Genomic DNA, 18,407 nt, shown 5'->3' with positions numbered 1-18,407 from the left:
AGAGAATCCGCGCCTGGGGATCAGCTTGTGGTCCCGTTTAGCCGCTAATCGTGGCGCTGCCAAGCGTGGACGGCACACCGGATGGCTGATGTTCACGGAAAGCGCGGCACGTTGCACGCCTGCTACTCCGCCGCCGCGCGCCGGCCACCCGCCGCGATCCGCCCGATGAGTTCCGCAAGCTCCGAATATTCGCCGATTTCGAGCCCGCTGCCGTGGTCCCCCGCTGCAAGGCGCCCGGTCACCGCCGTGCGGAAGCCCAGCTTACCCGCTTCGCGCAGCCGCAGCGAGGCATGCACCACGGGCCGCACCCCCCCTGCGAGAGAAATCTCGCCGAAATACACCGCGTCGGGTGGCAGTGGCGAATTGGTCAACGACGAGATCAGTGCCGCGGCAACTGCAAGGTCCGCCGCCGGTTCGTTGATCTTCAGCCCACCCGCGACATTGAGATAAATGTCGTTAGCCCCGATGCGCACCCCGCAGCGCGTTTCCAGCACCGCCAGCACCATCGAGAGCCGCGAGGAGTCCCAGCCGACCACCGCACGCCGCGGCGTGCCGAGCGGGGAGGGCGCCACCAGCGCCTGGATCTCACACAGAACCGGCCGCGTGCCCTCCATGCCCGCAAACACCGCCGAGCCTGCCGCGTCCTTGTCGCGCTGGTCGAGAAACAGCGCCGAGGGGTTGGCCACTTCCTTCAGCCCCAGCGTCGACATCTCGAACACGCCGATCTCGTCGGTCGCCCCATAACGGTTCTTCACCCCGCGGAGGATTCGGAACGTGTGGCTGGCGTCGCCCTCGAAATACAGCACCGCATCGACCATGTGCTCGACGACCCGCGGCCCGGCGATCTGCCCGTCCTTGGTCACGTGACCCACCAGCACCACCGCCGCGCCCGACTTCTTGGCAAAGCGTGTCAGCGCCTGCGCCGAAGTGCGCACCTGTGTCACGGTTCCCGGCGCCGAATCCACCCGGTCAGTCCAGAGCGTCTGGATCGAATCGATGATCACCAGGTCGGGGGCAGGGCCGCTCTGCAGCGTCGCGAGGATGATCTCGACATTGGTCTCGCTGGCGAGTTGCACATTGGCGCCGCCCAGCCCCAGCCGCTGTGCGCGCAGCCGGATCTGCGCCACCGCTTCTTCACCCGACACGTAGACAACGCACCGCCCCAGGTCCGCCATCGCTGCGGCAGCTTGCAGCAGCAGCGTCGATTTCCCGATCCCCGGATCGCCGCCCACCAGCACAGCCGAGCCCATCACGAACCCGCCGCCCGTCACCCGGTCGAGTTCACCGAGCCCCGTAACCACCCGGGCAGCCGTTTCGGTTTCGCCGGCCAGCGGCACCAGCTGCGTCGGCCGTCCACCGGCAATCGCCGACTTTGGCCCCGCGCCGACGCCCGAGTCGACCAGTTCCTCAACGATGGTGTTCCACTCGCCGCACGCCTCACAGCGCCCCACCCACCGCGCCGAAACCGCGCCGCAAGCCTGGCAGACAAAGGAGGATTTGGTTTTGGCCATCAGTTCGGTCTTTCCAGTGCACGCTGGTTGAGCGCCACAATCGTGTTCCAGTTTCTTGCGGTCAGAACCGTTTTGGAGCGTCGCTCGATCAGCCCCGGCGACAGCCGCGATTTCGAGACCTCCATCGGGTAGTCCACAATCAGTTGCCGGTCGTCCACCACATGCACCCGTTCTTCCCCCTGCCACTCCTGAACCCAGGAGAACTCACCGGCGCCCTTTGCCAAAAACACAGCGACCTGACTCGGTCGCGTTCTGGACTCATCGACGAACGGGTTACCTGCAATCAGCCCAGCAATATCCACAGGCCGGCGAACCACGGCCGTGACGCCGGCCGGCAGACCAAACCCCCGCAAGATTCCGTCCGTCCTCGCCTCAACCTCGGCCAGTTCCATCGCCGCTTCGACCACCATGTTCCCGGTCGCTACGTAAGTTTTCGGCTGCACTAGGCAGGCTAACTCACTCTCTGCGCGCCATTGCTCCATAGACATCAACCGATGGGTCACTGGCCCGATCGCCCGAAGCAAGATCACAAAGGTTGGCACACCCGCACCTCATAGCGGCCATGATAAGGATAGGTGTCGCACGCGGTCAAGAACAAAAAGAGAACAGCGCTACCGCCGCTCTTCCGGCGTTGCCACCAGCACCGCCGCAGCATGGTTCGCCGCCCGCAGCGCCACCTCAATCGCGTCTCCCGCGGCCAGCCGCGCCGCAAGGCTCCCCACAAACGCGTCGCCCGCGCCGTGGGTGTTGACCACCGCGACCTTCTCGCCCGCCACTCTCAGCGAGAGGCCGTTTCCGACGTACGCTAGTCCAGAACCGCCCGCGGTCACCACCACCCCCGGGAACCGGTTCGCCAGCACGCGCGCCGCGGCCATCGCCTCGTCCAACGTATGCGGCTCCGCGCCGCCCGCCAGCATTGCCGCCTCGACGGCATTCACCACCAGCAGGTCAACCTCCGCCGCCAGCTCCACGCTCAGCTCCCGCGCCGGCGCCGCGTTGAGCAGCACCGTCACCCCTGCCGCGCGCGCGGCCTTTGCCGCAGCCGCATTGGCCGTATCCGGCACCTCATTCTGCAACACCAGCACCGCCACATCGTCCCAGAACGGCGCGCCCGGAATATCGTCCCCGTCCAGCGTCAGGTTGGCGCCCGAAACAATCACCGCCCGATAGTCGCCGTCCGGCTGGAAAAGCGCCACGCTCATCCCCGAGCCGGCCGCAAACGTCGCGCGCAGCCGTTGATGCCCCACGCCCTTAACCTCGAGATCGTTGACCAGTTCCGTCCCGAACTGGTCCACACCCACCGCGCCGATCATCTCGGTTAGGGCTCCGGCCCGCGCTGCGGCCACGGCCTGGTTTCGCCCCTTGCCGCCCAGCTTGGGCGCCCAGGCGCTGCCCACGGCCGTTTCGCCGAGGCTCGGCCAGTTCGCGGTTGCTACCGTGATGTCGTAGTGGAGGCTCCCCAGCACCACCACGCGATCGCGGGTCATGCTGTCGGCCCGCTCAGGGCTTCCTGCACGATCGCCTGCGCCGCCACCGCATCCTGCTCCGCCAGTGCCACCTCGAGGCTATTCGATGCCTCCAGCCGGTCCACCACGGCCATCAGCCGGTGCACCGTCGCGATATTGACCGCGCATTCGCGCACCGGGTCGAGCCCGGTCATATCGGGGAAGGTGTCGAAATAGATCGGCCGGTCATAGCCATCGCGGCGCATCTGGCGCAGCAGTTCTACAGTCTTCAGCGTATTGACCGCCCCCACCATCAAGCCGTCATCGCGCTTGCCATACCCGTCGTTGAGATGCACGCCCATCAGCTTGCTCTGTTTGCCGATCAGCGCCGCCGCAAAGGCCGGCTGCTCGTCGGCATAGAGCGAATGCGCAAAATCCAGCGTCACGCCGAGGTTGGGTAGCCCCACCTCGCGGATCGCCAGCAGTGTCGTCGCGCAATCGGGCAGCAGCGAATAGGAGCGCGGCTCGTTCGGCTTGTACTCGATGCTGATCTCGCACTCCGGCTGATATGCCGCCACCTCGCGGATGCCCTCGATCTCAAGGTCCCACAGCCGGGCATAGTCCGCCTGGAATGCGTAATCGTAGCCATCCTGGCCGAGCCACAGCGTCATTAGCGGCGCGCCCGCTTCCAGCGCCGCATCAATACCGCGCTTGGTCAGCTCGATCGCCGCCCGCCGAATCTTGGGGTCGGGGTTGGTGAACGCCCCGATCTTAAACGCCGGCTCGGTGTAGTACCGCATCGCCAGCCCGTTGATCTCGAGCCCCAGGTCGCGGATGCCACGCCCCGTCTCGGCGACGCCCGCACCCAGATGATCGGGATAGTTGAGGTCCACGTGCGTCAGCCCGCTGACCGACGCCGCCCGCGCCGAAAGCTGCAGCACGCCGGGCTTGCCCTTCAGCCCAGGCCACGCGGCCTCAGGGCGCGATGCGAAAGAATTGAGCCGAGTTGCAAAGGTCAAAGCAGCCAAGTCAACGTCCTCCCTGTGTATCAGGCAGTCGTTTGCGCCGCCGTTTCCACATACTGCCTTGTGTAGCGCCCCTTGAGGCTGGTGAGAACCTCGTATCCGATGGTGCCACCCACATCGGCATGGTCGTCCACGCTGATGGTCTTGCCCAGGATCTCGGCCACTTCGCCGGGCTTCGGCGGCTCGGGCAGGTCGGTGATGTCCACCCCGATCATGTCCATCGACACCCGCCCAATCACCGGCACATGCTGGCCGCGGATCGACACATGTGTGCCCCGGTGATTGTTGGCCGACGAAAGCGAGCGGAAGAACCCGTCCGCATAGCCAATCGCCACTACGGCAATCCGGCTGTCCCGCTGGATCGTCTGCAGCGCACCATAGCCCACCGTCTCACCGGTCTTCACTTCCTTGACCTGGAGGATCGGCGCCTCAAGCGTCACCACTGGCGACATCGGGTTGCGCCGCCCGGCGACGGCACGGCCGCCATAAAGCGCAATCCCCGGCCGCACCATCTGGAAGTGGTTCTCGCGCGCCGTCATCAGCCCTGCCGAGTTGGCGAGCGAGGCGGGCACGCCGGGAAACTGCGCCATGATGGTGGTGAACAGCGCCAGCTGCGTGCGGTTCTTCTCGTGCGCCGGAATATCGGCGCAGGCGAGGTGGCTCATGATCATCTGCGGCGCATAGCCGATGCCGTCGACCATCCGCTTGACGATCGTCGCCTCGTTCAGCCGAAAACCCAGCCGGTTGATACCTGTGTCGAAGTGGAGAGCAGCCGGTAGCGCCTGGTTGGAGGCGAGGCACGCCTGCAGCCACTCCTCAAGCATTGGGAGCGAACAGAGGCAAGGCATCAGCCGCTCGCCCACATAGAGCGGCGCCGCGCCGGGAAAGAGGCCATCGAGAATGAAGATATGCGTGTCCTCGGGCAGCGACGCCCGCACGGCAATCCCCTCATCGGGCGTCGCCACGAAGAAGAATCGCGCCCCCGCGTCGTACAGCGCCCGCGCCGATTGCACGATCCCCGTGCCATAGGCATCCGCCTTCACCACGGCGCCCGTCAGCGCGCCCCGGCTCACCTTGTTGAGCGCCTGCCAGTTGCGCTTGAGCGCGCCCAGGTCGACGGTCAGCTTGCCGCCATATCCCGTCGCGATGGCCGGTGCCGGCATCACTATTCCATCCTCTCCGGCAGGTAGTCGCTCCGCGCCAGATTGCCGAACCGCGTGAACTGCGCCTCAAAACTGAGCTGCACTGTACCGGTCGGGCCGTGACGCTGCTTGCCGATAATCACTTCGGCCTTGCCGTGAACCTTTTCCATTTCGCCCTGCCACGCCAGATGCTCCGGCGAGCCTTCCTTGGGCTCCTTGTTCTTGAGGTAATATTCCTCGCGATACACAAACAGCACCACGTCGGCATCTTGCTCGATAGAGCCGGATTCGCGCAGATCGGAAAGCTGCGGATGCTTGTCGTCGCGGTTTTCCACCTGACGGCTCAACTGGCTGAGCGCGATGATCGGCACTTCCAGCTCTTTGGCGAGCGCCTTGAGCGTCGTCGTGATCTCGGTCAGTTCCTGCACGCGGTTCTCGCTCGACTTCTTTGATGAGCCAGAAAGCAGCTGCAAGTAGTCGACGATCAGGAGGTCCAGCCCCTTCTGCCGCTTCAGCCGCCGCGCGCGGGCCGCGAGCTGCGCTACCGAGATGCCGCCGGTGTCGTCGATGAAAAGCGGGATCTGCGCCATCAGGTTGGAAGTATCCACCAGCCGGCTGAACTGGCTCTCGTGGATGTTGCCGCGTCGGATATCAGACGAGGAGATCTCCGCCTGCTCGGCTAGAATACGCGTCGCCAGCTGCTCGGCGCTCATTTCGAGCGAGAAGAACCCCACCTGGCCGCCGTCTGTCGTCTTGCGGTGGCCGTCAGGTGTGATCTCGCCCTTCCAAGTCCGCGCCACGTGGAAGGCAATGTTGGTGGCAAGCGCCGTCTTCCCCATCGCGGGTCGCGCCGCAAGAATGATCAAATCGCTGCGCTGCAACCCGCCCATCAGCCGGTCAAGGTCGGTCATCCCGGTCGAAGTGCCCGACAGCGTCCCGTCGCGACCATAGGCCTCTCCGGCCATCTTGATGGCTTCGGTCAGCGCCGCCGAAAATGTTTGGAAGCCGCCGTCGTAACGGCCCTTTTCCGCAAGGTCGAACAGCTGCTTTTCGGCTTCTTCGATCTGCTTGTTGGCCGTGGCGTCGACGTCCGAGTCGTATGCCGTCTGCACCATCTCCTCACCGATCTGGATCAGGTTGCGCCGGATCGCGAGGTCATAGATCGATTGGCCATAGTCGCCAGCGTTCAGCACCGTCGTAGCCTCGGCGGCAAGCCGCGCCAGGTACTGCGGCATCGTCACGTCGGCAACCAGCGCCTCGGGCAGATAGGTCTTGGCCGTGATCGGCGTCGCGGTCTTGCCGGCCCGGATGATCTTCTGCAGCACCTCGTAGATCGTGCGGTGCACCGGTTCATAGAAATGCTCGGGGATCAGAAAGTCCGAAACCCGGTAGTAGGCCTCGTTATTGACCAGGATTGCGCCCAACAGCGCCTGCTCCGCCTCCACGTTGTGGGGCGCGAGACGGAAGCTCTTGTCGTCTTCCGGACGCAGGCGATGGACATTGGCGTCGACCATAACGACTCAAATTCTCCCCGTGTGGTGTTAACGCGTTCTTAACTAGCCACGGCCGCCCAGGGGAGGAAATTGCGACGGCCACGTGACCCCACGACCCCATACCCGAGTCGCGCTGTGGTTAGTGTTGATAATGGGGGAAACCATAACCGGCCATTGCGAATCGGCTGTGGCACGAGACTGCCGCGAGCCCTGCGGCGGCAGCCAAACAAAAAGGCCGGGATCGCTCCCGGCCTTCATGCATACGATTGGAGTGAAGCTTACTCGTCGCCGAATTCGGCGGCAGAGCCCACTTCAGCCTGGATGTCGGCAAAGGCCGAGTTGGCCTCGTCGTCATAGTTGACCGCGGTGACGTCTTCGCCCTTCGACTGGCGCTCGGCTTCGTCTTCCGAACGCGCCACGTTCACCGAAACGGTGACCGCGACTTCAGCGTGGAGGTGCAACGCGACCGTGTGCACGCCGACCGTCTTGATCGGGTTGGCAAGGTCGACCTGCGAGCGGGCAACCGTGAAGCCGTCAGCCGACAGCGCGTCGGCAACGTCACGCGAGGACACCGAACCATAGAGCTGTCCGGTTTCGCCGGCCTGGCGGATGATGACCACCGACTTGCCATTGAGGCCCGAGGCGATCCCGGCAGCCGCCTCGCGGCGATCCTGGTTACGCTGCTCGATGTCGGCGCGATCGCGCTCGAACCGCTTGCGGTTGGCTTCGGTGGCACGCAGCGCCTTCTGCTGCGGCAGCAGATAGTTACGGGCAAACCCGTCCTTCACGGTGACTTCGTCACCAATGTGACCGGACCGGCCAACGCGCTCGAGAAGAATGACTTTCATGTCGTTTCCTTTGCTGTCCCGCCTCGGGGGCGGTTAGGAGTCGCGGACCATCCGCAACCCCAGCGTTTCCCCCTTACCTCTCCCTGTGGGGGAGAGGTCGCCGCGTAGCGCCGGGCCAGGGGGCCTTATTCACCTAGGAAGCTGGCCCAACAGAGCCAGCCACCAAATAGGTTTACTGAACCGCGTAGGGCATGATGCCGATGAAGCGGGCGCGCTTGATGGCACGGGCCAGGTCGCGCTGCTTCAGGGCTGAAACAGCCGTGATGCGGGAGGGGACGATCTTGCCGCGTTCCGACACATAGCGCGACAGCAGCCGCACGTCCTTGTAGTCGATCTTGGGCGCGTTCGGGCCCGAGAACGGGCAGGTCTTGCGGCGGCGCTGGAACGGACGGCGAGCCGTGGCAGTGGTGAGTTCTTTGATGGCCATTTGGGCTTATCCTTCCAATCAGAACCGGCGGGGACGACGATCGCCGCGGTCGAAACCGCCACGATCCGGGCGGCCGCCGCCCGGACGATCGCCATCTTCGCGATCGCGCTTCTGCATCATTGCCGACGGGCCTTCTTCAAGCTCGTCAACACGCACGGTCATGAAGCGCAGGATGTCTTCATTGATGCGCATCTGGCGTTCCATCTCGGCCACGGCGGCCGACGGAGCGTCGATGTTGAGCAGGCTGTAGTGAGCCTTGCGGTTCTTCTTGATGCGGTACGAGAGCGACTTCAGCCCCCAGTACTCGTTCTTGGTGACCTTGCCGCCGCCTTCGGTGATCACACCGGTCAGCGCCGTGGTCAGTTCCTCGACCTGTTGGGGCGAGACGTCCTGGCGGGCCAGGAAAATATGCTCGTAGAGGGCCATAGGCACCTTCCTTTGAGTTGGTTCTCAACACGCATTCCGCGCGGCGCGGAGCCCCTTTGAAGCCGGAAAGGCAGCAAAGCAGTCTTCTAAAGAGCGGGAACACGGGAGGCCGGGCACATCACTTCAAATGCCCTATCTGCAAAAAGCAGACCCTCCGTTCAGCCCCCGGCCGAACGAATGCGAGCGGGGCTATAGGCGATAACCCCAGAGAACGCAAGCATGGAGGGCTACTTCGCCTCCAGCCGCCCCGGCACCTCAAAGCCATGCTCCTCGAGTAGCGCGGCGATCGATGGCGTGATCTCGCGGCACCCGCAATGGAGTGCATGCTCATAGTGCCATTCTGCCCGCTGCTGCGGAGTGGGGTTCTTGGGCATCGAATGCGCAAGATGCCACGCCGCGTTTATCTTGCCCATGCTGACGCCTCCCGGTCCTTCGGGAACACAGCCAACAGATCGCACCGCTCTGCCTTGATCTGGCTCAAACGGAGCGCTACCCCAATGACATTGCCGCGCCTCGCCATGCTTTCCGGCCGAGGTGCGCTCCAAATTTGAAAGTCACCCATGTCGACGCCCATCCCCGATCTCGCCGCCGTTCTCGCCGCTGAGGCCGTCATTCGGCCCCACATCCGGCGCACCCCGGTGATGAGCACGTCAGGGGCGGACTTTGACCTCGCGGCGAACTCCCTCACCTTCAAGTTCGAGTTCATGCAGCACTCGGGCACCTTCAAGGCCCGCGGCGCCTTCGCCAGTCTCCTGCTCAATCCCGGCGCCGAACGCGGCGTCGTTGCGGCCTCAGGTGGCAATCATGGGGCTGCCGTCGCCTATGCCGCCATGCGCCTGGGCTATAAGGCCCACATCTACGTTCCGAAAATCTCGTCCCCCGCCAAGATCGCCCGCATCAAGCAATACGGTGCCGAAATCGTCGTCGGCGGGGACACCTATTTCGACGCCTACGCCGCCAGTCGCAGTTTTGCAGCCGAGCACGGCATGCTCGAAGTCCACGCCTACGATGGCTTCCAGACGCTGGCGGGGCAGGGCACCTTGGCGCTCGAATGGGCTGAGCAGTCCCCCGAACTCGATACGTTGCTTGTCGCAGTCGGCGGCGGCGGCCTCATCGGCGGCATAGCGGCTGCCGTCGGCGGCAAGGTCAAGATTGTCGGTGTCGAGCCCATCAACGCTGCCTCGCTCAACAAGGCCATTGAAGCCGGCCATCCCGTCGACGTCCCGGTCAGCGGCGTTGCCGCCGATAGCCTCGGCGCCCGCAAGATCGGCGAACTAAGCTTAGCCCTCCGCCGCCACATCGATCAGTCTGTTCTTGTTTCCGATGACGCAATCGTCGCAGCGCAAAAAGCCGTGTGGGACGTCCTCCGCGTTGTCGCCGAACCCGGCGGCGCCGCCGTCATGGCGGCCCTCCTCACCGGCGCCTACACCCCGGCACCGGGCGAACGGGTGGGGGTCCTGCTCTGCGGCGCAAATACGACGGCCGTGAAGTTCGAGTAGCCATCAACACCGCCGAACTCCGCTAGTGATCGATCAGGGCTGCGACGCCAAGTCGGGACGCTACGTTGAGTAGTCGCTTGTCTCTGGTCCAAAGCTGGCAATTCGGTGTGGCTATTGAGGACGCGAGCAGGTGCGCGTCGACATAGCCAATCCCCGCCCCAATCAGCCTCTGCCCCTCGATCAGGCTCAGCACCTCTTCCGGCTCCGACATGTGCATTGCAGGAAGCTCCTGCATCAACGCCAATATGCTGGCTCGCTGCCGCAGGAAGCCCAAAGCGATCTCTCCCAGCACGAATGCGTGCATGATAATCTGGCCGTCGGCCAGGAGTTCAGCCAGCCGCGTGTCACTGAGCCTTAAGTGGTCAGCCCATACAGACGTGTCGGCGAGGATCATTCGGCGGGAAAGCGCTGCCGTGGAGGCGCCATGAACTCTGGTTCGGTACCGCCCATGGCCGCCAACCGTCGGCCTGCTTCCCGCGAAACCAACTGCTGCAAAGCCTCGCGCACGAGCGCCGACCGTTCCTTGATCCCGGTATAGAGCGCGGCCTTCTCCATGAGTTCGTCGTCCACCGTAATTGTTGTCCGCATTGCAAGATCTCCTGAGCATCAAAATTAGCATCATTTGATGCGTTATTCAATGCCCACCCCTCCCGCCTTGACTTTGCCGCATCCATCCCGCACACGCCGCCGCCAACTGGACGGGCGTCCGGCGTGGGCCTAGGCTGGCCAAAAGTACAAGAACAAAAGCGGGGGCTTTTCGTGACCAAGCGCGCATTCACCTTTCCGGGCCAGGGCAGCCAGGCCGTCGGCATGGGCAAGGATCTTGCCGATACCTTCCAGGAGGCACGCAACGTCTTCGCCGAAGTCGATGAGGCGCTGGGCCAGAAGCTCTCGACCATCATTTTTGAAGGGCCCGACGAAACCCTCCGCCTCACCGAGAACGCCCAGCCCGCGCTGATGGCCGTGTCCGTCGCCGTCACCCGCGTCCTCGAAAGCCGCGGCGTCGAACTCAAGAACCACGCCGCCTATGTCGCGGGTCACTCGCTCGGCGAGTACTCAGCACTCGCTGCGGCCGGTGCCTTCAGCCTCGGGGATGCGGCCCGTCTCCTCAAGATCCGCGGCGAGGCCATGCAGCAGGCCGTGCCGGTCGGGCAGGGCGCCATGGCCGCCATTCTCGGTCTCGATCTCGAAGCCGTCCTCGCCGCCGTCAACGATGCTGAAGATGGCGAAGTCTGCAGCGTCGCCAACGACAATGCCCCCGGCCAGGTGGTGATTTCCGGCCATGTCGGCGCCGTCACCCGCGCCATGGAAGCCCTCAAGGCCGCCGGTGCCAAGCGTGCCTTGCTCCTGCCTGTGAGTGCCCCGTTCCATTGCGCCCTGATGCGCCCCGCCGCCGATGCCATGCTCCACGCCCTCAACCAGGTCGCCGTGCGCGTGCCGCTCGTGCCGCTGGTAGCAAACGTCCTCGCCAAGCCCATCACCGACCCCGTCGAAATCAAGAAGCGCCTCGTCGAACAGGTCACCGGCATGGTCCGCTGGACCGAATGTATGAACTGGCTGGTCAAGGATGGCGCCGTCACCCAGCTTGTCGAACTCGGCTCCGGCAAAGTCCTCTCAGGCCTCGCCAAACGCATCGCCCCCGAAGTACCCGCCGTCTCCATCGGCACAGCCGCGGACGTCGAAGCCTATGTGGCCAGCCTCGCAGGCTAGCCGTGCTGCCTCAGTGACACATCCCTCTCCCCTTGAGGGAGAGGGTGCCCGAAGGGCGGGTGAGGGGACGTTCCTCACGAATTGAATCAGACTCTCCAAAGGAGCCGTCAAATGTTTGATCTTACTGGCAAACGCGCCCTCGTTACCGGCGCCTCGGGCGGCATCGGGCGCGAGATCGCCAAGGCGCTGGCGAGCCACGGCGCTCGAGTCGCTCTCAGCGGCACCCGGGTTTCCGCACTCGAGGAAACCCACCAGCAGATGACCGGCACCGATCACCCGATCCTGCCGTGCAACCTCTCCGATCTCGCGGCGGTCGATCAACTCGTCCCGGCCGCTGAGGCCGCGCTCGGTGGCATCGATATCCTCGTCAACAACGCCGGCATCACCCGCGACAACCTCTTCATGCGCATGAAGGATGCCGAGTGGGACGAGGTGCTGGCGGTCAACCTTACCTCCGCCTTCCACCTCATGCGCGCTGTGCTCAAAGGGATGATGAAGCAGCGCTATGGCCGTATCATCGGCATCACCTCGGTGGTCGGCGTCGTTGGCAACCCCGGGCAGGCCAATTACGCGGCCAGCAAGGCCGGTCTGATCGGCATGTCCAAGTCGCTCGCCTATGAGGTTGCGTCGCGCAATATCACCGTCAACACCGTGGCGCCGGGCTTCATTTCCTCCGCCATGACCGATGAGTTGAACGACAAGCAGCGCGAGGCCATCCTGGGCAAGGTGCCAGCCAATCGGTTCGGCTCGGCCGAAGAAGTCGCGGCAACCGTGGTGTTCCTTGCAAGCGCTGAGTCCGGTTACGTCACCGGCCACACGCTCAACGTCAACGGCGGCATGGTGATGCTGTAACGCCTGCTGAAATTGCCAATTTGTAACCCGATTGGCGACGAAGCCTGGGGAAATGGGGCGCCTGGCAATATGGCCAACACGAAAGAAGTGTGTTACCTCCGCCCCTGATTTCGGGATCGGGCCGCACTTGCGAGGGTGGGGAACCGCGCCTACAGTCAGCCGTTAACGGCAGCGGCCTGCCAAGGTTCAAGGCAATGCCAGCCCGCTACGCGGCCGAATTCAAGACCAACAAAACCGTCTGGTAACAAGGGAAGTCAAAATATGAGCGATATCGCTGATCGCGTCCGCAAGATCGTGGTGGAACACCTGAACGTTGAGGCGGAGAAGGTCGTCGAGAAGGCGAGCTTCATCGACGATCTGGGCGCGGATTCGCTCGATCAGGTCGAACTGGTGATGGCTTTCGAAGAAGAGTTCAGCGTCGAAATCCCCGACGATGCCGCAGAATCGATCCAGACCTTCGGCGATGCTGTCGCCTATCTGACCAAAGCCGTCGGCTGATCGCCCGCTCTCGGTAAAACTCGGCTGGTACTCGATGGAATTGCGCCGCGTCGTCGTCACCGGGATGGGGATCGTTAGTCCTTTGGGCTGCGGTGTCGAACCCACCTGGAACAACATTCTCGCCTCAAAGAGCGGGGCAAAGCGGATCGATGACTTCGAGGTCAGCGATATCGCCTGCCAGGTCGCCCATCGGGTGCCACTCGGGAGCTATGCCGAGGGCAAGTTCAATGCCGACGAATGGATGGATGTGAAGGATCAGCGCAAGGTTGATCCCTTCATCATCTACGCGATGGCCGCTGCACAGCAGGCCATCGACGACGCCGGTGTCGCCCCCAAGACCCAAGCAGAGCAGGAGCGGATCGGTACACTGATCGGCTCCGGCATCGGCGGTCTGGGCGGCATCTACGAGACTTCGGTGATCCTACACGAAAAGGGACCGCGCCGCGTCAGCCCGTTTTTCATTCCCGGCCGTCTCATCAACCTCGCCTCGGGTTACGTCTCCATCAAGCACGGACTCAAGGGCCCGAACCACTCGGTGGTCACGGCCTGCTCGACAGGCGCCCACGCCATCGGCGATTCTTGGCGTTTGATCGCCATGGGCGATGCCGATGTGATGGTCGCCGGCGGCGCCGAGTCCTGCGTCAACCGCATTGCACTCGCCGGCTTCTCGGCCATGCGTGCGCTCTCCAGCAACTTCAACGACGCCCCTGAAAAGGCCTCGCGCCCCTACGACAAGGATCGCGACGGGTTCGTCATGGGCGAAGGCGCGGGTGTCGTCGTGCTCGAAGACTACGAGCGCGCCAAAGCCCGTGGCGCCCACATCTACGGCGAAGTCATCGGCTATGGCCTCTCAGGCGATGCTCATCACATCACCGCTCCCTCCGAGGACGGCGATGGCGGCTATCGGGCCATGATGGCCTCGGTCAAGCGCGCCGGCATCTCACCTGCCGATATCGACTACATCAACGCCCACGGCACCTCGACGCCGCTCGGCGATGAGATCGAACTGGGCTCCGTCACCCGCCTTCTGGGCGATGCTGCGCCGCGCGCGGCCATGTCCTCGACCAAGTCGTCGATCGGGCACCTCTTGGGCGCTGCCGGAGCGGTGGAAGCGATCTTCTCGCTCCTCGCCATCCGCGACAACATCGCCCCGCCGACCATCAATCTCGACAATCCATCCGTCGAGAGCGTGATCAATCTTGTGCCGCATACTCCGCTCAAGAAGGAAATCAACGTCGCGCTGTCCAATTCCTTCGGGTTTGGCGGCACCAATGCGTCTTTGATCTTCCGCAGGATGAACTGACCGCCGCAGCGTCGCGCGGACGATAACAACACTTAACGCGCTAGCTGCCTCGGGGAGGTTCGTCTCATGGCCAAAGACCGGTCCGAAAAACGCCCTCGCCGCCGGCGCAGCGCTCTTGTCAGCGTCATCAACGGCTTTCTGACGCTGCTGGTATTGGGCATGCTGGCGGGTGTCGGCATTTTCTTATACGGCGCAAACCAGTTCTACTCGGCCGGCAGCATCGCGACGGACACCAACTTTACGGTCGAAAAGGGCTCATCCGTCCAGACTATCGCCCAGCGGCTCGAAGAGCAGGGGCTCATCGGCAATCACTGGATCTTCTGGGCCGGCACCCGTGCCCTCAAGAAGGAAGGCGACGTCAAGGCCGGCGTCTACCTGCTCAAGGCCAACTCCTCGATGTCCGATGTCCTCAAGGAGATCACCGAGGGCAAGCCGCTCGATTTCTTCGTCAATGTCATTCCCGGTGATACCTCGTTCCAGGTCGCGGAAAAGCTAAACGCTGTTGGCCCCAACCTCACCGGCGCCCCCGTCGTCGCGCCTGCCGAGGGCACGCTGCTCGCCGTCCGCTACGACTACTTCCCCGGCGATAGCCGTCAGTCCGTGCTCGAAAAGATGCAGGCCGAAATGGCGGCCCGCCTCAAAGCCATATGGGACGGCCGCGACACCGCAATCGACAAGGTGATCAAGTCTCCGGAAGAACTGGTGACGCTAGCCTCGATCGTCGAAAAAGAGACCGGTATCGCCACCGAACGCCCGCAGGTTGCAGCGGTCTTCATCAACCGGCTCAAAAAGAACATGCGGCTGCAGACCGATCCAACAGTTCTCTATGGCGTAACTGGCGGAAAGTCGGTGCTGAGCCGCAGTCCAACGTCCGACGAACTCAAGCAGAAGACGCCCTACAACACCTATCAGGTCGATGGTCTGCCGCCCGGTCCGATCGCCAATCCAGGCGAGGATGCCCTCATGGCCGTCGCCCATCCGGCGCCGACCAACGACCTCTACTTCGTGGCCAAGAGCGCCGACCCCGCTGACGGGCACCTATTCGCCGCGACTTACGCCCAGCACAAGAAGAACGTTGCCGCCTACCGCAAGGCCGCTGCCGAGGCTGACTCGGAAGCCGCGCGCGAGGCGCTTGAGGCCCAGGCGGCAAAGGACGCCGGCGAGGCTGTCGAGCCCGCGCCATAATGGCGTCGCCGCTCGCCAGCATGACTGGCTACGGCCGCGCGTCCGGCGCCGTGCCGGGGATCGCATTCGTCGTCGAACTCAAATCGGTCAACGGCCGCGGGCTCGACCTGCGCATGCGCCTCGCCCCCGGTTTTGATGCGCTGGAAAGCGAAATCCGCCGCCGCATCGGCAAATCCATCACCCGCGGCTCGCTCACCGTCTCCCTCAGCGTCGATCGCGAAGGGGAGGGCGGCCGCGTCGTCATCAACCGCCAGGCCCTCGATGCGGTGCTCGACGGCCTGAAGTGGCTCGACACCCAGATGAAGGCCACCCCGCCCACTCTCGATGGCATCCTGGCCCTGAAGGGTGTCCTCGAACAGCACCAGACCCCGCTCACCGGCGACGCCGAAGAGGCGCTGAACGCCGCCATCCTCGCCGCCGTCGATCAGGCCATCGCTGCCCTTGCCCTTTCCCGACAGGAGGAAGGCGCCCGCATCGCCGAAATCCTCTCCACCCGCATAGACGAGATAGCCAGCCTTTCGCGCGCTGCGGAAACGCACCCAGGCCGCAGCCGGGAGGTGATTCTCGCCCGTCTGCGCCAGCAACTCGCCGAACTGATGGACGCCAGCCCAGCCCTCAGCGAGGAGCGGCTGGCGCAAGAGGCCGTGCTCCTCGCCACCAAGGCCGATATCCGCGAGGAGCTGGATCGGCTTACCGCCCACATCGCCGCCGCGCGCCAGTTGCTCGCCGCCGGTGGCCCTGCCGGTCGCAAGCTCGATTTCCTGTCACAGGAATTTAACCGCGAGGCGAATACCCTGTGCTCCAAGTCCAACGACGTGGCGCTGACCGCGATCGGCCTCGACCTCAAGGCGGCCATCGATCAGCTCCGCGAGCAAGTGCAGAATATCGAGTGATCGCATGGAATTTACCCGACGCGGAGTGATGCTGGTTCTGGCCTCGCCATCAGGCGCAGGCAAATCCTCGATTTCGCGCGCGCTCTTCGAAGACGATCCCAACATCGCGCTTTCGGTGTCAGTCACCACCCGCGCCCGCCGCACCGACGAGATCGACGGCAAGCACTACCACTTCATCGACGTGCCCACCTTCGACAAGATGCGTGCAGATGGCGAGTTGCTCGAATGGGCCCGCGTCCATGACAATTTCTACGGTACGCCTCGCTCGCGCGTCGAAGAGCGGCTTTCTGCCGGCCGAGACATCCTGTTCGATATCGATTTTCAGGGCACGCTCCAACTGTACGAGAAGTGCCGCTCTGACATGGTCACCATCTTCATCCTGCCGCCTTCGATCAAGGAACTGCGCAAGCGCCTTGAACGCCGCGCCCAGGACAGCGCCGGCACCATCGAGAAGCGCCTGAAGAACGCCCGCATCGAGATGCAGCACTACAATGAATACGATTATGTGCTGGTGAACGAGGATCTCGAGGACTCAACCAGCCGCGTCCGCACCATCCTCGCCGCCGCCCGCTTGGCTCGTCCGCGTTTCATCCAATTGGATAACTTCGTCAAGGACTTGCAGGATCAGATCGATTCTCTGTGACAGGTCGCCAACTGGCTAGTTCAGCAGCGCCCGCAACTCCTCTCGCAGAATTTTGCCTGTATCACCCCGGGGGATCGCGGCTACAATCTTGATCATTTGTGGCGCGGCAACCGGGAAACTGGTGGCCACAAAAGACCTAAGCTCCGCCTCGGCAACGGCTCCACGCACCGTCACAGCCGCGCGGACTTCCGTCAGGCCCTGACGGTCAGCAACACCCATCACCCCGGCGTCAATCACCATCGGATGCCGCTTCAGCGCGTGCTCGATCCGTTCGCTGGACAATTTTGTTCCGCCGATATTGAGGATGTCGACCGTTCGGCCGCTGATCGTCAGCCGGCCATCAGGCGAAATCGAGCCGCGATCACCTGGATAGAACCACGGCAGTTCACCGTCCGGCGCAGGTTGGCCACCGAAGCGCGCCTGCGCGAAAGAGCGCACTCTGAGTTCGCCCGTCTCGCCGCGAGGCAGCACCCGCCCATCCTCGGCAATCGCCTCCATCTCTGTCCAGGGCGTCACAAAGCCCGTTGCGCCGTCCTGCCAGGGGTGCATGCCCGCCACTTCGAGAGCGCTATGTCCCACCTCCGATGAGCCGTAGATCAGGATAATGCGCGAGCAGAGCAGGGACTGTGCCGAGCGCACGAGTTCAGCCGGAACCAGGCTGCCTCCGGTACAGACTGCTGCCAGCGATGGCAGCGGAATCATCGTCTCGCTCTGCAGCCGGACCAGTTCTTGCAACTGATAGACCGAGCAGATGAGATACTCGCAGCCATAGGCGGCCAGGGTCATCGGGATATCCGCGGTGCCCGCCGCAAAGTACACCGCAATTCCATTGGCAAGCGCCGCAATGGTTGACCGATACCCCCATGCCGATTTCAGCGGCATCGCGCACAGGATACGCGACACGCGGCCGGCGAGCAGATGATGATTGGCCACCACCTGCGCCTGTGCATCCATACCCCCGAAACTCTGGAAGATTGGCTTCGGCGTCCCCGTGGTCCCCGACGACATGAATACCCGGCAATCGGCGTCGTCGGCGATTGCCACGTCGGGCACGGGTTGCTCCGAGGGTGCGAACCACTCATCGGTAACAACGAGGTTTATCGCCGCGCTGCCGACCACCAAGCCGCCGTCACTGAGACCAAGGGCCAGCGGCGGCAATTGCGACAGTGTCGCCGCCGACGCATAGGGCACCGAGACGAGCCCGCACCGGGCCAGCGCCAGACTGAGCGCCACATGCCGGCTAGGCACCTCAATCGATAGCCCCACGAGACTCCCCGGCTGCAGTCCCAGCGCATGGATACGTCCTGAAAGGGAGCGCACTGCATGTTCCAGCATGCCAAAGGTCACGATCTTGCCACCGGCGACGATCGCAGGTTTGCTCGGCTCAAGCAGTGCTTGGTAGGAGATCAGGTCGGTAAAGCGCATCAACGGCATCCTGTCACAGCCGGTCCACACATCTTCATCGGCGCGCCAGCCACTTACTCATAATTCGCGCCTGGCCTTAAGC

Annotated in this window: 21 protein-coding genes; 8 read left to right on the top strand and 13 right to left on the bottom strand. The window is 63.8% G+C overall.

The features are described from left to right. Positions 1 to 122 precede the first annotated feature (122 nt). From radA to ACO06J_RS09075, 10 genes are all read right to left on the bottom strand, one after another. Positions 123 to 1,511 (bottom strand): DNA repair protein RadA, encoded by a 1,389-nt coding sequence (gene radA, locus ACO06J_RS09120; protein ID WP_421760386.1) that lies wholly within the window; start codon positions 1,509 to 1,511, stop codon positions 123 to 125. Beyond that, positions 1,511 to 2,041 carry a DUF1697 domain-containing protein gene (locus tag ACO06J_RS09115; RefSeq protein WP_421762480.1) on the bottom strand — a complete coding sequence of 177 codons (531 nt, stop codon included), beginning with the start codon at positions 2,039 to 2,041 and terminating at the stop codon, positions 1,511 to 1,513. Before ACO06J_RS09115 ends, radA begins: the two co-directional genes overlap by 1 nt. An 81-nt stretch (positions 2,042 to 2,122) precedes the next feature. Continuing rightward, a complete protein-coding gene (locus tag ACO06J_RS09110) occupies positions 2,123 to 2,998 on the bottom strand; it encodes a PfkB family carbohydrate kinase (protein WP_421760385.1) in 876 nt (291 codons plus the stop codon). Further along, entirely contained in the window at positions 2,995 to 3,975 is a 981-nt protein-coding gene (locus tag ACO06J_RS09105; RefSeq protein WP_421762479.1) for a TIM barrel protein, read from the bottom strand. The genes ACO06J_RS09110 and ACO06J_RS09105 overlap by 4 nt, the downstream gene beginning before the upstream one ends. A 29-nt stretch (positions 3,976 to 4,004) precedes the next feature. Further along, positions 4,005 to 5,144, bottom strand: coding sequence for an alanine racemase (gene alr / locus ACO06J_RS09100; protein WP_421762478.1), 1,140 nt, complete (start codon positions 5,142 to 5,144; stop codon positions 4,005 to 4,007). 2 nt (positions 5,145 to 5,146) lie between these two features. Next, complete coding sequence (locus ACO06J_RS09095; RefSeq protein ID WP_421760384.1) at positions 5,147 to 6,637, bottom strand: replicative DNA helicase; 1,491 nt, start codon at positions 6,635 to 6,637, stop codon at positions 5,147 to 5,149. A gap of 257 nt (positions 6,638 to 6,894) precedes the next feature. Continuing rightward, positions 6,895 to 7,464: a 50S ribosomal protein L9 gene (gene rplI, locus ACO06J_RS09090; RefSeq protein WP_421760383.1), complete on the bottom strand. Its 570-nt coding sequence runs from the start codon at positions 7,462 to 7,464 to the stop codon at positions 6,895 to 6,897. 172 nt (positions 7,465 to 7,636) lie between these two features. Further along, positions 7,637 to 7,891: a 30S ribosomal protein S18 gene (rpsR, locus tag ACO06J_RS09085; RefSeq protein ID WP_421760382.1), complete on the bottom strand. Its 255-nt coding sequence runs from the start codon at positions 7,889 to 7,891 to the stop codon at positions 7,637 to 7,639. An 18-nt stretch (positions 7,892 to 7,909) separates the two neighbouring features. Further along, positions 7,910 to 8,317 carry a 30S ribosomal protein S6 gene (rpsF, locus tag ACO06J_RS09080; protein ID WP_421760381.1) on the bottom strand — a complete coding sequence of 136 codons (408 nt, stop codon included), beginning with the start codon at positions 8,315 to 8,317 and terminating at the stop codon, positions 7,910 to 7,912. Positions 8,318 to 8,544: 227 nt separating this feature from the next. Further along, complete coding sequence (locus tag ACO06J_RS09075) at positions 8,545 to 8,730, bottom strand: hypothetical protein (RefSeq protein ID WP_421760380.1); 186 nt, start codon at positions 8,728 to 8,730, stop codon at positions 8,545 to 8,547. Positions 8,731 to 8,877: 147 nt separating this feature from the next. Between ACO06J_RS09075 and ACO06J_RS09070 the strand changes: the two genes are divergently transcribed. Then, the gene (locus tag ACO06J_RS09070) at positions 8,878 to 9,816 is read left to right on the top strand and encodes a threonine/serine dehydratase (RefSeq protein ID WP_421760379.1); all 939 of its coding nucleotides are present in this window, start codon (positions 8,878 to 8,880) and stop codon (positions 9,814 to 9,816) included. A gap of 22 nt (positions 9,817 to 9,838) precedes the next feature. Here the strand turns inward: ACO06J_RS09070 and ACO06J_RS09065 are convergent, their stop codons facing one another. After that, positions 9,839 to 10,210, bottom strand: coding sequence for a type II toxin-antitoxin system VapC family toxin (locus ACO06J_RS09065; RefSeq protein ID WP_421760378.1), 372 nt, complete (start codon positions 10,208 to 10,210; stop codon positions 9,839 to 9,841). Further along, entirely contained in the window at positions 10,207 to 10,404 is a 198-nt protein-coding gene (locus ACO06J_RS09060; protein ID WP_421760376.1) for a type II toxin-antitoxin system VapB family antitoxin, read from the bottom strand. Before ACO06J_RS09060 ends, ACO06J_RS09065 begins: the two co-directional genes overlap by 4 nt. A 171-nt stretch (positions 10,405 to 10,575) precedes the next feature. On the opposite strand from ACO06J_RS09060, the gene fabD reads away from it, so the two are divergent. The 7 genes from fabD (at position 10,576) to gmk (ending at position 16,900) form a co-directional block, all read left to right on the top strand. After that, entirely contained in the window at positions 10,576 to 11,526 is a 951-nt protein-coding gene (fabD, locus tag ACO06J_RS09055; RefSeq protein ID WP_421760375.1) for an ACP S-malonyltransferase, read from the top strand. 111 nt (positions 11,527 to 11,637) lie between these two features. Beyond that, positions 11,638 to 12,378, top strand: coding sequence for a 3-oxoacyl-[acyl-carrier-protein] reductase (gene fabG, locus ACO06J_RS09050; RefSeq protein WP_421760374.1), 741 nt, complete (start codon positions 11,638 to 11,640; stop codon positions 12,376 to 12,378). Between the two features lie 261 nt (positions 12,379 to 12,639). Next, complete coding sequence (locus tag ACO06J_RS09045) at positions 12,640 to 12,876, top strand: acyl carrier protein (protein WP_421760373.1); 237 nt, start codon at positions 12,640 to 12,642, stop codon at positions 12,874 to 12,876. Between the two features lie 40 nt (positions 12,877 to 12,916). Next, the gene (gene fabF, locus ACO06J_RS09040; protein ID WP_421762477.1) at positions 12,917 to 14,179 is read left to right on the top strand and encodes a beta-ketoacyl-ACP synthase II; all 1,263 of its coding nucleotides are present in this window, start codon (positions 12,917 to 12,919) and stop codon (positions 14,177 to 14,179) included. Positions 14,180 to 14,245: 66 nt separating this feature from the next. Continuing rightward, positions 14,246 to 15,364 carry an endolytic transglycosylase MltG gene (gene mltG, locus ACO06J_RS09035; RefSeq protein ID WP_421760372.1) on the top strand — a complete coding sequence of 373 codons (1,119 nt, stop codon included), beginning with the start codon at positions 14,246 to 14,248 and terminating at the stop codon, positions 15,362 to 15,364. Continuing rightward, on the top strand, positions 15,364 to 16,257 hold the full coding sequence (locus ACO06J_RS09030) for a YicC/YloC family endoribonuclease (RefSeq protein WP_421760371.1): 894 nt from the start codon (positions 15,364 to 15,366) through the stop codon (positions 16,255 to 16,257). The genes mltG and ACO06J_RS09030 overlap by 1 nt, the downstream gene beginning before the upstream one ends. 4 nt (positions 16,258 to 16,261) lie before the next feature. Beyond that, positions 16,262 to 16,900 carry a guanylate kinase gene (gene gmk / locus ACO06J_RS09025; RefSeq protein WP_421760370.1) on the top strand — a complete coding sequence of 213 codons (639 nt, stop codon included), beginning with the start codon at positions 16,262 to 16,264 and terminating at the stop codon, positions 16,898 to 16,900. Positions 16,901 to 16,915: 15 nt separating this feature from the next. On the opposite strand, the gene ACO06J_RS09020 is transcribed toward gmk, so the two are convergent. Continuing rightward, the gene (locus ACO06J_RS09020) at positions 16,916 to 18,325 is read right to left on the bottom strand and encodes a class I adenylate-forming enzyme family protein (RefSeq protein WP_421760369.1); all 1,410 of its coding nucleotides are present in this window, start codon (positions 18,323 to 18,325) and stop codon (positions 16,916 to 16,918) included. Positions 18,326 to 18,407: the final 82 nt, after the last annotated feature.

The organism is Devosia sp. (assembly GCF_965229025.1).
GTDB lineage: Bacteria > Pseudomonadota > Alphaproteobacteria > Rhizobiales > Devosiaceae > Devosia_A.
The sequence above is the reverse complement of the archived record's forward strand: the minus strand, read 5'-3'. Positions and strand labels throughout refer to the sequence as shown.

Coding starts and splice junctions, on each gene's coding strand:
- radA (WP_421760386.1), bottom strand. CDS start 1,511: ATGGCCAAAACCAAATCCTCCTTTGTCTGCCAGGCTTGCGGCGCGGTT.
- ACO06J_RS09110 (WP_421760385.1), bottom strand. CDS start 2,998: ATGACCCGCGATCGCGTGGTGGTGCTGGGGAGCCTCCACTACGACATC.
- alr (WP_421762478.1), bottom strand. CDS start 5,144: ATGCCGGCACCGGCCATCGCGACGGGATATGGCGGCAAGCTGACCGTC.
- ACO06J_RS09095 (WP_421760384.1), bottom strand. CDS start 6,637: ATGGTCGACGCCAATGTCCATCGCCTGCGTCCGGAAGACGACAAGAGC.
- rplI (WP_421760383.1), bottom strand. CDS start 7,464: ATGAAAGTCATTCTTCTCGAGCGCGTTGGCCGGTCCGGTCACATTGGT.
- rpsR (WP_421760382.1), bottom strand. CDS start 7,891: ATGGCCATCAAAGAACTCACCACTGCCACGGCTCGCCGTCCGTTCCAG.
- rpsF (WP_421760381.1), bottom strand. CDS start 8,317: ATGGCCCTCTACGAGCATATTTTCCTGGCCCGCCAGGACGTCTCGCCC.
- ACO06J_RS09075 (WP_421760380.1), bottom strand. CDS start 8,730: ATGGGCAAGATAAACGCGGCGTGGCATCTTGCGCATTCGATGCCCAAG.
- ACO06J_RS09070 (WP_421760379.1), top strand. CDS start 8,878: ATGTCGACGCCCATCCCCGATCTCGCCGCCGTTCTCGCCGCTGAGGCC.
- ACO06J_RS09065 (WP_421760378.1), bottom strand. CDS start 10,210: ATGATCCTCGCCGACACGTCTGTATGGGCTGACCACTTAAGGCTCAGT.
- ACO06J_RS09060 (WP_421760376.1), bottom strand. CDS start 10,404: ATGCGGACAACAATTACGGTGGACGACGAACTCATGGAGAAGGCCGCG.
- fabG (WP_421760374.1), top strand. CDS start 11,638: ATGTTTGATCTTACTGGCAAACGCGCCCTCGTTACCGGCGCCTCGGGC.
- ACO06J_RS09045 (WP_421760373.1), top strand. CDS start 12,640: ATGAGCGATATCGCTGATCGCGTCCGCAAGATCGTGGTGGAACACCTG.
- mltG (WP_421760372.1), top strand. CDS start 14,246: ATGGCCAAAGACCGGTCCGAAAAACGCCCTCGCCGCCGGCGCAGCGCT.
- ACO06J_RS09030 (WP_421760371.1), top strand. CDS start 15,364: ATGGCGTCGCCGCTCGCCAGCATGACTGGCTACGGCCGCGCGTCCGGC.
- gmk (WP_421760370.1), top strand. CDS start 16,262: ATGGAATTTACCCGACGCGGAGTGATGCTGGTTCTGGCCTCGCCATCA.
- ACO06J_RS09020 (WP_421760369.1), bottom strand. CDS start 18,325: ATGCGCTTTACCGACCTGATCTCCTACCAAGCACTGCTTGAGCCGAGC.